At 70.2% G+C, this 13265-nt stretch carries 14 protein-coding genes; 6 read left to right on the top strand and 8 right to left on the bottom strand.

What is annotated here, in order from left to right; all coding sequences use genetic code 11:
• Nucleotides 1-36 precede the first annotated feature (36 nt).
• Nucleotides 37-1683: an HNH endonuclease signature motif containing protein gene (locus CX1_RS09615; protein WP_060925582.1), complete on the bottom strand. Its 1647-nt coding sequence runs from the start codon at nucleotides 1681-1683 to the stop codon at nucleotides 37-39.
• A gap of 319 nt (nucleotides 1684-2002) precedes the next feature.
• Between CX1_RS09615 and CX1_RS09620 the strand changes: the two genes are divergently transcribed.
• Nucleotides 2003-2524: a hypothetical protein gene (locus CX1_RS09620; RefSeq protein ID WP_146780692.1), complete on the top strand. Its 522-nt coding sequence runs from the start codon at nucleotides 2003-2005 to the stop codon at nucleotides 2522-2524.
• Here CX1_RS09620 and CX1_RS09625 read toward each other — a convergent pair.
• Nucleotides 2517-2867, bottom strand: a complete 351-nt coding sequence (locus CX1_RS09625; protein WP_052753142.1) for a hypothetical protein — start codon at nucleotides 2865-2867, stop codon at nucleotides 2517-2519. The two genes, CX1_RS09620 and CX1_RS09625, sit on opposite strands and share 8 nt — an antisense overlap.
• A gap of 19 nt (nucleotides 2868-2886) precedes the next feature.
• Nucleotides 2887-5202 (bottom strand): Tex family protein, encoded by a 2316-nt coding sequence (locus CX1_RS09630; RefSeq protein ID WP_060925583.1) that lies wholly within the window; start codon nucleotides 5200-5202, stop codon nucleotides 2887-2889.
• 95 nt (nucleotides 5203-5297) lie between these two features.
• Here CX1_RS09630 and CX1_RS09635 point away from each other — a divergent pair, with 95 nt between their 5' ends.
• Genes CX1_RS09635 through CX1_RS09650 form a run of 4 tightly spaced genes read left to right on the top strand, consistent with a single transcriptional unit; the run spans nucleotide 5298 to nucleotide 8539 of the window.
• Nucleotides 5298-6416, top strand: coding sequence for an ATP-binding cassette domain-containing protein (locus CX1_RS09635; RefSeq protein WP_052753141.1), 1119 nt, complete (start codon nucleotides 5298-5300; stop codon nucleotides 6414-6416).
• On the top strand, nucleotides 6413-7192 hold the full coding sequence (locus CX1_RS09640; protein ID WP_060925584.1) for a DUF2705 family protein: 780 nt from the start codon (nucleotides 6413-6415) through the stop codon (nucleotides 7190-7192). Before CX1_RS09635 ends, CX1_RS09640 begins: the two co-directional genes overlap by 4 nt.
• Before the next feature lie 8 nt (nucleotides 7193-7200).
• Nucleotides 7201-7566, top strand: coding sequence for a GntR family transcriptional regulator (locus CX1_RS09645; protein ID WP_046650136.1), 366 nt, complete (start codon nucleotides 7201-7203; stop codon nucleotides 7564-7566).
• Between the two features lies 1 nt (nucleotide 7567).
• Nucleotides 7568-8539: a hypothetical protein gene (locus CX1_RS09650; RefSeq protein ID WP_046650135.1), complete on the top strand. Its 972-nt coding sequence runs from the start codon at nucleotides 7568-7570 to the stop codon at nucleotides 8537-8539.
• Nucleotides 8540-8553: 14 nt separating this feature from the next.
• Here CX1_RS09650 and CX1_RS09655 read toward each other — a convergent pair whose 3' ends face one another.
• Both CX1_RS09655 and CX1_RS09660 read right to left on the bottom strand, forming a co-directional pair.
• Nucleotides 8554-9222 (bottom strand): phosphatase PAP2 family protein, encoded by a 669-nt coding sequence (locus CX1_RS09655; protein ID WP_046650134.1) that lies wholly within the window; start codon nucleotides 9220-9222, stop codon nucleotides 8554-8556.
• Entirely contained in the window at nucleotides 9219-9596 is a 378-nt protein-coding gene (locus CX1_RS09660; protein ID WP_060925585.1) for a hypothetical protein, read from the bottom strand. Before CX1_RS09660 ends, CX1_RS09655 begins: the two co-directional genes overlap by 4 nt.
• Before the next feature lie 72 nt (nucleotides 9597-9668).
• On the opposite strand from CX1_RS09660, the gene CX1_RS09665 reads away from it, so the two are divergent.
• Nucleotides 9669-10034 (top strand): cupin domain-containing protein, encoded by a 366-nt coding sequence (locus tag CX1_RS09665; RefSeq protein ID WP_046650132.1) that lies wholly within the window; start codon nucleotides 9669-9671, stop codon nucleotides 10032-10034.
• A 6-nt stretch (nucleotides 10035-10040) separates the two neighbouring features.
• Here CX1_RS09665 and trmD read toward each other — a convergent pair whose 3' ends face one another.
• From trmD to CX1_RS09680, 3 genes are all read right to left on the bottom strand, one after another.
• The gene (gene trmD, locus CX1_RS09670; RefSeq protein ID WP_046650167.1) at nucleotides 10041-10922 is read right to left on the bottom strand and encodes a tRNA (guanosine(37)-N1)-methyltransferase TrmD; all 882 of its coding nucleotides are present in this window, start codon (nucleotides 10920-10922) and stop codon (nucleotides 10041-10043) included.
• Between the two features lie 5 nt (nucleotides 10923-10927).
• Nucleotides 10928-11494, bottom strand: coding sequence for a ribosome maturation factor RimM (gene rimM / locus CX1_RS09675; RefSeq protein WP_046650166.1), 567 nt, complete (start codon nucleotides 11492-11494; stop codon nucleotides 10928-10930).
• An 87-nt stretch (nucleotides 11495-11581) separates the two neighbouring features.
• Entirely contained in the window at nucleotides 11582-13228 is a 1647-nt protein-coding gene (locus CX1_RS09680) for an ABC-F family ATP-binding cassette domain-containing protein (RefSeq protein WP_046650131.1), read from the bottom strand.
• Nucleotides 13229-13265: the final 37 nt, after the last annotated feature.

Consider the following 13265-nt stretch of genomic DNA (forward strand, 5'->3'; position numbering starts at 1 on the left):
CGCGATCGACACGTCCATGGCCGGATCCGACGTCGGTTACCCCTCCTTCGGCACCCTCGAGCCCCGGACGTTGCCCGGATTCATCCGGAGGGCCGGATCAATCTCGCACAACCGCGCCATCGCTTCGGGGTCATTGTTTTCCGGCTCGTAATCCCACGGGCCGGCCCATTCGTCCCACGCATCCGTGTCATCCCCCAAGTCGGGATAGCCGGCGGCTTTCCACTCGTCCCATTCATCGTCCCAGTCGTCGCTCCACTCTTCGCTCTTCTTCGCGGGGGAGTTCGCCCACAGGTCATCGAGGTGCGCCTCCCGGGCGGCATCCGCCTCACCGCTCTGCGTCTCCCCCGCAATGTTCGCTGCACGGTCCGCCGCCGCTTCCGCAGCAGCCCGGATCTTCGCGTGGTTGGCAGCCCGGATGGTTCTCGTCAACCGCGTGGACCGCTGATCGAAGGACTGCCGCTTGATGTGGGCGATCGGCCCATGCGGCACGGTCGTCGCACACACCTCACCGGCGTGATCCGCCCAGGTGACGGTCCCGTCGGGGTTCATCTCCGCGTGCCAATGCCTGCTGGTCTTCATGTTGTGGTGGTGCTGGCACAAACACTGCAGATTCCACGTAGCGGTCTCGCCCGGGCCGAAGTTGATGACGTGATCGAGCTGGCACCTGTGCGCCGGCACTTCGCACCCGGGAAACCGGCACCCGCCATCGCGGGCTCGCACCCGCGCCTTCTGCGCATCCGTCGGAACATAACCCCCGGTGCAGGAGTCGGCGGACAAGCGGGCGTTGTCGGCCCGCTCCAACCACTGCCGGGTGACGTACTTCGGCAACCACCCGGCCCCGTCCAACCAGAGCCGGAGGTCGTTTTCGCCGGCGTTGCCGTCTGCGTAGACGTTGAGAGTCACCGTCGCGCCGGCGAAATCGCCACGGCACATCGACATCAACGCATCGGCCAAAGAGCACTCGTGCCCGTCTTTGATCTTCGATTCGCGGATGGCGCGGACCGTGGCGTCGAACTCGGCCAAACGGTCCTTGCGCAAGATCGCCCGAAGCTCGCCGTAATCACCGGGGTATTCATTGTCGGCCGTGTACGACTCGCCGGTTATCGGTTGGGCGTCACCTTCGTCGGGTGGGGTGGACACCGGCTCGATCGCCTCGACGATGCGGCGCAATTCCCGGGTGAACACCCGGATGCCGGGCAACGCCTGGAAATCCCTGCGCGGGGTGAGGTACTCGAGGAACTTGTCCTCGACGTCGGAAAGATGCTCGTCGGAGACTGCCACGATGGCGTCGGCGATCTTCGTCAGATGCCACAACGGCCACGCGCCCGACCTGCACGGACCCAGGAGCTTCGGCATGCGCCGCAGCATGATCCCCACGTCGCAGTAATCCATCGCGCGACCCCTGCCCGCCCCGATCCTCGTCGCCACCGATGCAGCGTGGGAGGCGACATCGGCATCGCCTTCCGGCGCCACGGCGATGGCCAAGTCCAGCTCGTTGAGGTTGCGGGCCCGGGCGAGGTTGGTCGCCGGTTCGTCACGTTCGGTGGCCCACCGCTTGCGCGGGGCCCGTTCTTCTCGGTTGCGGCGATGGTCCTTGTCGTCGTGCTCGCCGTCGGTGTTGTGTTCATCGACGGTGTCGTGCTCGTCATCGTCGTCATCGAATGCGCCATGGTCGATAGCCATGTCGATTCCCCCGTAGTTTCGATGGTGAATCAAGAAATGGTGGATCAAAAAACTCACCCGAAGATCGAGCCGGCCCATTCCCCCGCCCCTCGCCTCACCACATACCATACAGGTGTTCGAATCGCGGCAATCGAACATGTGGCAACGATTCGGATTCTTTTCGCACCACATTTCACTTTTATCCCAGCAGAGACACCGACACTCGACTCGCATGCCTGAACGAATCCAGGGGCGGATCGATGCGCACGCCGGCCCGTCGCAAAGCACGACGATCAACCGGGGCTTCTCGCACAATGCCGACAGCCGCTACCGTGGCCACATGGGACATTCATTCATGCGCAAAATCATTGGAGCCAAGATCATGGGGCTCGCCGCGGCGGCGACGATGACGCTCGGGGCCGCAGCCTGCTCGAGCGACGAGCCTGCCGAAGAAGCCCCCGCCGACAACGCAGCCACCACCACCGAAACCACCGAAACCACCACCCCGAACGCCGAATCGGAGACCCGCGAGGCTCCCCCGGCCGGCGAGTCCGAAACCGGGGGCGAGCCCTTCACCACGACCCAAGGTTCGACGACGATCACGGTCACCCCGGGCAGCCCCGTGCCGCTCAACGAGACGATGACCGTCGCCTGGAATTCCGAAGGGCACGCGAGCTGCGGCACCATCCTGACGCTGACCACGCCCGACGACATGCTCCTCCGCTTCGACCCCGACGCGGGTTGCTCGGGCGAGTTCAGCGAAAGCCTGATGGAGAGCCTGGGTGCCACCGCGGGCACGTGGACGCTCTCGCTCATGGGCACCCCGGACGGCGACATCGAGGTCCCGATCGACGTCAGCTAGCCCCGACCGTCGTCCCGTACCAGCCGGCGCCCTCCGGCAGGGCGTCGGCCAGCGCCTTCGTGATCGCCCGGTCGGCCTCGACGCCGACGAGCCCGCCCTTCGGCTCGCCGGAGGACCGCACGCGGATGAGGTGGATCTCCTCGATCGTCGGCGCCTGCTCATGCAGCGACATGTGCTGGTCGAGGAGCATGTTGTCCTCCTCGCAATAGTTGCGCTGGATCCGCACGTCGATGCCGTCGTTCCACAGGCCCAAATCGGCGAGGGCGGCATGCATCTGATTTTCGACGGCCTCCCACCGCGACGCGTCGAGCAGCGCGGTGAGATGAGTGGTGAAGGAAGCCATGGCCCGAGGCTACGCCGACCTAACGGCCGAAACCGGCCTTCTTCAGCGCATCGGCCATGGAGCCGGAGGCGCCGGAGGCGCCGGAGGCGTTGCCGCGGTTGCCGCGCTGGCCGCCCGGTTTACCGCCACGGCTGCCGCCACGCTGGCCTCCGCGCCCACCGCCGCCGCGCCCACCGCGCTCAGGCTTCGCGCCCGGCTCGTCGTCCAGGCGCAGGGACAGGCCGATGCGCTGGCGATCGACGTCGACATCCATGACCTTGACCTTGACCACCTCGCCGGACTTGACCACCTCGTGCGGGTCGGAGACGAAGCCCTTGCTCATGGCGGAGACGTGGACCAGGCCATCCTGATGGACGCCCACGTCGACGAAAGCGCCGAATGCGGCGACGTTGGTCACCGTGCCTTCGAGAATCATGCCCGGGGCCAAGTCCGAGACCTTTTCCACGCCCTCCTTGAAGGTCGCGGTCTTGAACTCGGGGCGCGGGTCGCGGCCGGGCTTGTCCAGCTCGGCGATGATGTCGGTGACGGTGGGCACGCCAACGCCGGCGGCCTCATCGACGAAGTCCCGCGGGTCCAGCGAGGACAGGACGCGCGAGTTGCCGATCAGTTCGGCCACGCCCAGGCCCGTCGCCGCGGCGATGCGGTCGACGACGCCGTAGGACTCGGGGTGCACCGCGGAGGCGTCCAACGGGTTGGCCGCGCCGCGCACGCGCAGGAAGCCGGCGCACTGCTCGAAGGCCTTCGGGCCGAGGCGCGGGACCTTCAGCAACTCCTTGCGGGAGGTGAAGGCGCCGTTGCCGTCGCGGTAGGCGACGATGTTCTCCGCCACGGTCGAGCTCACGCCGGCCACGCGGCCGAGCAGCGGCGCCGACGCGGTGTTGACCTCCACGCCCACGGCATTGACGGCATCTTCGACGACCGCATCGAGGGAATGGGCGAGCTTCGTCTGCGACACGTCGTGCTGGTACTGGCCGACGCCGATGGACTTCGGGTCGATCTTCACCAGCTCGGCCAGCGGATCCTGCAGGCGGCGGGCGATGGACACCGCACCGCGCAGGGACACGTCCATGTCGGGGAATTCGGCCGCGGCCAGCGCGGAGGCGGAGTACACCGACGCGCCCGACTCCGACACCGTCACCGGTTCGGGGCGCGCTCCCCCGGCCTTGACCAGCAGGTCCGCGACCTCGCGGGCGAGCTGGTCGGTCTCGCGGGAGGCGGTGCCGTTGCCCACGGCCATGAGCTCGACGCGGTGGGTGGCGCACAGGGTGGCCAGGGCGTCGCGGGCGGCGTCCCACTTGTTCTGCGGCTGGTGCGGGTAGACGACGACGGTGTCGAGGACCTTGCCGGTGCCGTCGACCACGGCGCACTTGACGCCGTTGCGGAATCCCGGGTCCAGGCCCAGCGTCGCGCGCTGCCCGGCGGGCGCGGCGAGCAGCAGGTCGCGCAGGTTGCGGGCGAAGACCTCGACGGCCTCGGCCTCGGCGCGCTCCTTCAGGCGCATGCGGGCGTCCAGCGCCGCGGACACCTCGAGTTTGGTGCGCCAGCCGAAGCGGATGGCCTGGTCGATCCACTCGGATTCGGGCAGGTCGAGGGCGCGGCGGACCATGCCCTCGTAGACGGCGTCGTCGCCGGCGTCGATGCCCAGCTGCAGGATGCCTTCGGCCTCACCGCGCAGGACGGCCAGCACGCGGTGGCCGGGCATGGTCTCCAGCGGTTCGGTGTGCTCGAAGTAGTCGCGGTACTTCGCGCCGGCCTGCTCCTTGCCCTCGACGACGCTCGCCGCCGCCTGCCCGGTCGACCACACGCGCTCGCGGACGTCGCCGACCAGGTCGGCGTCGGTGGAGAACGACTCGACGAGAATCGCGCGGGCGCCGTTCAGCGCGTCCTTCGGCTCGGCGAAGCCCTCGGTGACGTACCCGGCCGCCAACTGCGACGGGTCGGCGGACGGGTTCGCCAGCAGGTCGTCGAGAAGCGGCTCGAGACCGGCCTCGCGGGCGATGTCGGCCTTGGTGCGGCGCTTCTTCTTGAACGGCAGGTAGAGGTCCTCCAACCGCGCCTTCGTGTCGCACGCCAGGATCAGCGCGCGCAGGTCGTCGGTGAGCTTGCCCTGTTCCTCGATGGCTGCGAGCACCGCGGTCTTGCGGTCCTCGAGTTCGCGCAGGTAGGTCAGCCGTTCCTCGATGGTGCGCAGCTGGCCGTCGTCGAGGCCGCCGGTGGCCTCCTTGCGGTAGCGGGCGATGAAGGGCACGGTGTTGCCCTCGTCGAGGAGCTTCACGGCGGTGGCGACGTGCGCCTGATCCACCCCGAGTTCGCGGGCGATGGTGGTCTCGATCATTCCGGCGAGTGTAGTGGCCCGGGTCGTTTCGCTTGACGACGGCCCGCCGGTCGACACTTCGGCATACCGCCACTAGTGCTAGTCTAGGTAGCACTATGAACGGCTTCGACGAACTCCGGAATCTCCCCCAGGGCCTGCATATCGCCCTCGCGGTGCTGCTCGCCGTGCAGGTGACGCTCATCATCGCCGCGCTCATCGTGCTGGCTCGCACCCCGAAAGAAAAGACCAGGCACCTGCCCAAGCCGATCTGGGTGCTCGTCATCCTCCTGGCCAACGGCATCGGGCCGATCATCTTCTTCGCCGTGGGGCGGGAATGGGGTCGAGCAGGGAGACGTCACAGTGATCGGCCCGGCGCGCACCTGCTCGACCGATACGACGCAGCCGCCGCAGCCGACACCACCGCCCCGACCATCACCTTCGACGGCGTCCGCAAGTCCTACGGCGACCATGTCGTCCTCGACGACGTGACGCTGGAGGTGCCGCACGGCTCCGTCTTCGGGTTCCTCGGCCCCAACGGGGCGGGCAAAACGACGGCGCTGCGAATCGCGATGGGCTTCTCCCGTGCGGACGCGGGCGTCGTCAAGCTCTCCGGACACGTCGGGTACCTGCCCGACGTCCCCGCCTTCGATCCGTGGGCGACCCCCGCGGAGTACCTGCGGTTGTGCGGGCGGTTGGAGGGGTTGCGCGGCGAGGAGCTCGATGCGCGGGTGGCCGAAGCCTTGGCGGTGTCCCGCCTGGAATCCGTCGAACGCCCCATCTCCGGCCTGTCGCGCGGAATGCGGCAGCGGCTGGGCATCGCGCAGGCGCTCATCGCGACGCCGGGCATCGTCATCCTCGACGAACCGACCTCCGCCCTCGACCCCATCGCCCGGCGCGAGGTGCTCGACGTCATCGCGTCGCTGCGCGGGCGGGCGACGGTGTTCTTCTCCACCCACGCCATGGCGGACGTCGAAGCCGTCTGCGATCGCGCGGCGTTCCTCGGGCGCGGGCGCATCCTGGCCACCGGCACCGTCGCCGAACTCGTCGAGCGTTTCGGAGACGCCGGGCGGGTGACGGCGACGTTCCGCGCGCCCGAACGCGACAGCGGCAGCAGCGCGAACATTGCAGCCGAAGTCACCCGGGCCCTGGCCGACGCCGGCTGCCGCGACATCGCACTCGCACCCGGAGGCTCCCTCGACGACGCCTTCGCCACGGCCTTGAAGGAGACCCGATGAACCCCGGAACCGCCATCCCGCTGCTCGGCCGCCAATACCGCGCGCTGCGCGCGTCCTGGGCGACGTGGGCGCTGGCCGCCATTGCCCTGCTCTTCGCCGCGACGTCCCCCGTCACCGCCCGCTACCTGCCGGAGATCCTCGGCGGCCTCGTCGGCGGCGGCTCCGGCGGCACCCCATTGCCCATCGACGTCTCCGCGCTGCCCGATCCGACGCCCGCAGACGCATGGGCGCAGTGGTCGTCGAACCTGTCGCAGATCGTCATCGTCATCGTGGCCATCGTCGCCGCCTCGGCCATCTCCGCCGACGTCGCCCGCGGCACGGCGATCCCGCTGCTCGCCCGCCCCATCACCCGCACGGGCCTGTGGGCCACGGCGTTCGCGGCGGTCACGGCGGTCGTCACCGCGGTCACGGTCATCTCCACCGCCGCGATGGTCGCCGTCGCAGCACTGCTTTTCGACGACCTCGCCTCCCCCGACATCCGCCTCATCGCCGGAGGCACCGCCCTGTGGCTGCTCTTCGCCGTCTCCGCCATCGCGGTGACCATGGCGGCTTCCGGCGCGGGCGCGTCGTCGCTGGGCGCGGCCGCCGCCGGCATCGCCTACTTCGGGCTCATGGCCGTGGCCGGGATCTGGCCGCCGATGAAGGAGTGGTCGCCGGCGGGGCTGCTCGCCGCGGCCGACGGCACGGCCGAGCCCGGCGCGATCATCGTGACCATCGCCGTGGCCGCGGCGGCTATCGTCGTCGGCATGGCGGCGTTCAATCGACGGGAGCTCTGAGGCCCCGCATGCTCATCCAGCTCGACTCCACGTCCGCGACGCCGCTGTACGCGCAGCTCGTCGCGTCGCTGCGTCGAGCCGTTTCCACGGGCGAGGTGCCCGTGGGCGACAAATTGCCCAGTGCGGGAGATCTCGCGCAGGCTCTCGATCTGAACAAGAACACCGTGCTGCGCGCCTACCGGCAGCTGCGCGACGAGGGCGTCGTCGAGCTGCGCCGGGGCCGCGGCGCCACCGTCGTCGCCGGAGCCGACGGCGGTCGCGTTCTACCGGAGGCGGTGGAGGCCGCCCTCGACGAACTGGCCGCCATCGCCCGCGAGTCATCCATTCCCATGTCCGACCTAGTGGCGGGCCTGACCATCCGGGGAGTCCGCTGACATGACCGACAGAACCGCCGCCCGTCTCCGCTTCACCGCATCGATGCTCGTGATCCCCCTGGCGGTCACCATCGCCGCGGTCGTCTGGGGACTGTGGGCGAAACCGCAGCTGCCCGACCCGATGGCCACTCATTTCTGGCTCGACATGTCCGCGGACGACTTCGCCTCCCCCGGATCGTTCATCGCGTCGGTCGCCGGCACCGCCATCGCCGTGGCCGTGATCTTCGGCGCGATGACCATGACCGGGATCTCATCCATGCGCGCGGGCAAGATCTTCGCGGGCATCGGGGCCGGATCCATCGCCTACCCTCCGTTGCTTTTGGTCAGCGTCGCCCACCCGCAGCTGGGGCTTTACGACGCCCGCGGTTTCTCGCTGCCCGTGCCCAGCTTCATCGCGGCCTTCGTCGCATGCGGCATCATCGGGCTGTTCGTCGCGGTGTTCATCCGCCCCACCGTGGAGCCGGAGGACACCGTGCCCGCCGCCGCCCCGGTGGCGGTGACCGAGTCGACGCGCGCGGCGTGGTTCGGGCGCGGGCACGCGTCCTGGGTGCTGGTGCTGATCCTGGGGATCGCGGCCGCCGTCACCGCCGTGCCTACCGTGTTCGCCATTCGCGACGGCGACACGGGTCTGGCCTTCGCCTTGGGTGCGTCGACCGTGCTGATGGCGCTGCTGGCGTGGATGTTCGCCGTCGTCCGCGTGCGCATCGACGCCACGGGCGTGCGCTGGTCGCTGGGCCCCGGAATCCCGCGCGGCCACATCCGTTTCGACGCGATCCGTTCCGTGTCCGCGGTGGAGCTCAAACCGGCGGATTGGGGAGGCTGGGGTTACCGCCTCGGAGGGAAGGGCACCGCCATCCTGGTGCGCGGCGGTGAAGGCCTGCGCATCGAGAAGGCGTCCGGTTCGGCGTTGTTCATCAGCGTCGACGATGCCGCGCGCGGCGCGGCACTGGCGCAGGCGTATCTGGCGCGTTAGCGGTCCTACCCCGTCTAGAACCTCCTGCCGCCGGCCATCATCCTGCGCACCGGCGCCGACCGCATCACCAGCAGCGCGATGATCAGCCCGACGATGCCGGCGGCCAATCCCCCGGCGACGTCGGTCAGCCAATGGGCCCCGACCCACACCCGGCTGAGCGCCACGACGCCGATGAGCGCGATCACCGCCCATTGCAGCGCCTTCGCCATGCCCCGGCGAACCATGGGCACGAGCACCTGCACCAGGGCCATGCCGGTGCCCGTCACCCCGGCGACGTGCGCGGAGGGGAACGCGGCATCGTGTAGCGCCGGCAACTCGGAGATGCGCAGGCCCCCGGCGGGACGGTCGCGGTCGAGCACCCACTTCATCGCGTACGTCATGGCGATGGACGTGGCGAACGCCAACGGCACCAACAGCGCCATGGCCCGCAACCGCCGCCACAGCAGCAACGCCCCGATGGCGGCGGCCGGGGCGACGAAAATGGGCCGGAACACCTCTGTCACGCCGAGGAACAACCCGTCGAGGTCGCCGTTGAACGTGCCCGCCCGTAGATCGCGCACCCACCCCGCGAAACGCAGGTCCACTTCCGAGCCCGTCTGCGTGGTGGCGAACCAGGCCAGCGCCACCAATGCGGTGACCCAGCCGACGACGTGCATGGGTCGGGCGATGGACACCCGGCTCATTCGGCGAGACCGCCTTCCCCGAAACCCTCGACGACGGTCGTCTCCCCCGCCCACGGCGTCGATTCGCCGAAGGAGGAACCGACCGCCTCGGTCACCTCGTCCTCCAGCCCCTCCGGGCCCCGGGTGGTCACGGCGATGGCGTGCAGGACCTCCACCGTCGGCGGCTGCGAATTCATGGACAGCCACCGGTCCATGAGGGATTCGGCGGCGGCGTCCTCCACCGGCTCCGTCTCGCCGCCCGACAGCGGCACGGCGGCGCGGAACTTCACCAGCTCCAGCCCCAGCCCGGCCAGGGCCGCGGTGAGGCGGGCGCCGAACGCGGGCATGGCGCCGGGGTCGAGGAGCGCGCGGACGATGGTCTGATATTCGGTCATGGACACGTGTCTAGCACGGCCCCCGGATCGCGCCTATCGTGGCGTTGGACATTCCGATTTGAGGAGACCACCATGTCCGACGCCGCCGCAACCCACGACCCGTCCCCCGCCCCCGAGACCTTCATCGACGTCATCGCGGCCGCCCCCGCGGCGAAGGACGGGGAGTTCCCCGCCGCCGAGCGCGTGCTCACGGCCGATGGCGCGACGATCGTGGTGTTCACCTTCGCCAAGGGCCAGCGCCTCGACGATCACCACGCGCCCCATCCCATCACGGTCCAGGTCGTCGAAGGATGCCTGAAGTTCACCGTCGAGGACCGCGATTACCATCTCAAGCCCGGCCGCGTGCTCCACGTCCCCGAGGGCACGATGCATTCCGTCGAGGCCGACCACAAGGACGCGGTCTTCCTGCTCATGCTCTCGACCGCCCCTTCCGCGTAACCGCCGCTACTCCTCCGGGCTGACCCCGTCGTCAAGCGTCTTGCGGTCCCGCGCGGACAACTCGACGCCCTCCAACAACTCCGGACGGCGCGCCTGAGTGCGCAGCAGCGCCTGATCGCGCCGCCACCGGTCGATGCGCGCATGGTTGCCGGACAGCAGCGCGGCGGGGACCTCGCGGCCGCGCCACTCGCGGGGCTTGGTGTAGCCGGGGCCCTCGAGCAGGCCGTCGGAGAAGCTGTCCTCCTCGTGGCTGCGGCGGTTGCCCAGCACGCCCGGCACCAGCCGCACGACGGCCTCCGCCATCACCAGCACCGCAACCTCGCCGCCGATGAGCACGTAATCGCCGATGGAGACCTCCTCGACCCGGTAACGCTCGGCGGCGTCCTCGACGACGCGCTGGTCGATGCCTTCGTAGCGGCCGCAGGCGAAGACGATGTGGCTCTCGTGCGACCAGCGCCGCGCCATGTCCTGGGTGAAGGGCGCGCCGGCCGGGGTGGGCACGACGAGCAGAGGCTTTGCGACGTCGCCGGCCGCTTCCCCATCCGGCGCCACGTCCGCGTACGACGACTCCGCCGGCAGGCCGGCCAATTCGTCGTGGCGCGCCTGGCCACGGTGCGGCACCGCGCTGTCGAGGGCGGCGGCGCGGGCGGCGGGGCCCGTGCCGGCGGCGACGTCGTCGAGGGCGGGGCCCCAGACGTCGGGCTTCATCACCATGCCGGGGCCGCCGCCGTAGGGCGAATCATCGACCGCCTGGTGGACGCCGGTGGCCCACTGGCGCAGGTCGTGGACGCCGACTTCGAGGATCCCCTTCTCGATGGCCTTGCCCAGCAACGCGTGGCGCAGCGGGTCGAGGTAGTCCGGGAAGATGGTGACCACGTCGAGGCGCATGCCGCTCACAGCTCCAGCAGCCCGTCCGGCGGGGTGATCACGATCGCGCCGTTGTCGACGTCGACGATGGGCACCAGCGCGTGGACGTAGGGCACCAGGATCTCCCGGCCGTCGTCCCCGTCCCCGTCGAGGGTGACCCGCAGCAGGCGCTGCGAGGGGTTGCGGATGACCCCGGCGACCTCGCCGATGTCCTCCGGCTCCGGCAGCGCGCCCTCGTAGGCGCGGGCGTTGGCGGTGTCCTCGTCGACCGCGCCGACGTTGAGCACGCGCAGGCCGATGAGCTCGTGGTCGTAGTGGGCGTCGTCGGCGTCGTCGAACACCGGCGGGGCGAAGAAGCGCATGCCGCGCAGCGTCTCGGCGTCGTTGCGGTCCGGGACCTCCTCGAAGAACACCAGCAGGCGGCCCTGGTGCGGGCGCATCGACTTCACGGTCAGGTCGCGTTCGCGGCCGGATTGCTTGCCGACGAGCGGCGTCCCCACGGCGAAACGGCCCGCCGGGTCGTCGGTGGTGGCGTCGACGACGACCTCGCCGCGCACACCGTGGGGCTTGATGACGCGCCCGATCTGCACCAGGTCGGCGCCATCGCCGCCGCCGGTCTTGTTTCCCGAATTCTTCTGGCTCACGCGCCCCAGACTATCGCGCCGGCCGCCGCAGTCGCGTCAGCGGTCGGTCACGCGCCCGCCGTCGACTGACACGGTCCTCGTCGCGCGGAAGGCGTCGCGCATCCGCCGGTCGTGGGTGACCAGCAGCACGGTGCCGTCGAAGGACTCGACCGCCTGCTCCAGCTGCTCGATCGCCGGCAGGTCCAGGTGGTTGGTCGGCTCGTCGAGCACCAGGGTGTTGGTGCCGCGGGCCTGCAGCAGCGCCAGCGCCGCGCGGGTGCGCTCGCCGGGCGACAGCGAATCGCAGGGGCGCCCGACGTGCTCGCCGGTCAGCCCGAACTTCGCCAGGAGCGTCCGCACCTCCGCGTCCGGCCACTCGGGCATTTCGGCGGCGAAGCGGTCGACGAGGAGGTCGGGGCCGTCGAACAGCTCGCGGGCCTGATCGACGCGGCCGACGATCACGCCCGACCCCGTCGACGCCTCCCCCTCGTCGGGCGCCCGCTCCCCGACGAGCAGGGACAGCAGCGTCGACTTGCCGGAGCCGTTGGGGCCCTCGACGAGCACGCGGTCACCCTGGTTGATCTGCAGCGAAACGGGCCCCAGCACGTAACCGGCGTAGCGCACCGCCGCGTCGCGCAGCGTCGCCACCACGGTGCCCGACCGCGGCGCCGCTGCGATGGACATGCGCAGCTCCCACTCCTTGCGGGGCTCCTCGACGACGTCGAGCCGTTCGATGGCGCGCTCGGTCTGCGAGATCTTCCCCGCCTGCTTCTCCGAGCGCTGGCCCGCGCGATGGCGGATGTGCTTGTCCTTCTCCGGGTTCTTTCCGCCGTGGGCCCTCATCGCATTGCGGGTGCCCTTGTCCAGCCACGTCTTCTGGGTCTGCAGACGGCCCTTGAGCTTGTCGACGTCGCCGGCGTACTCCTCGTAGGCCTCCCGCGCGCGGCGGCGGCGCAGTTCCCGCTCGGCGAGGAAGGCCTCGTAACCCCCGTCGAACACGACGATCTGGCGTTGCGCCGCATCGAGCTCCACCATCCGCGTGATGGTGCGGGCCAGGAACTCGCGATCGTGGCTGACGATGAGCATCGGCCGTCGCTCGGCGGCGATGAACGCCTCCAGGCGCGCGATGCCGTCGAGGTCGAGATCGTTGGTCGGCTCATCGAGCAGCAGAATGTCGTGGCCGGCCAGCAGGATCACCGCCAGGTTCGCGCGGGCGGCCTGGCCACCGGACAGGGAACGCATCGACGCGCCGACGATTGCGTCGTCCAGGCCCAGATCGGCGACGGTGCGCGGCAGGCGCTCATCGAGGTCCGCGCCGCCGAGCGCCAGCCACCGCTCCAGCGCCAGCGAGTATTCATCCGCCGCGGCCGGGTCGTCGGCCATCGCCTCCGCCAGCGCGTCCATGCGCTCGGCGACGGCGGTGACGCCCGTGCGGCGCGCGACGAACTCCGCGACGGTCTCGTCCCGGCGCTCGACCTCCTGCTCCAGCAGCCCCACGGTGGCATCGGGCGGAGAGGTGAAGATCGTGCCGGACATCTCGGCGGCGGGGGCTCCGGCGGCCGCCGACAGCAGCGTCGATTTGCCGGCCCCGTTGGGTCCGGTCAGCCCCGCGACGTCGCCCGGCGCCAGCACCAGGTCGAGATCCGCGAAGAGGGTCCGTGGTCCGTGGGCGGCGCCGACCCCGCGAAATTCGATTGTTGCCATGCGGCACACCTTACCCCGGCCACACGGTGCCCCGGAC

Source organism: Corynebacterium xerosis NBRC 16721 = ATCC 373 (assembly GCF_001552415.1).
Lineage (GTDB): Bacteria > Actinomycetota > Actinomycetes > Mycobacteriales > Mycobacteriaceae > Corynebacterium > Corynebacterium xerosis.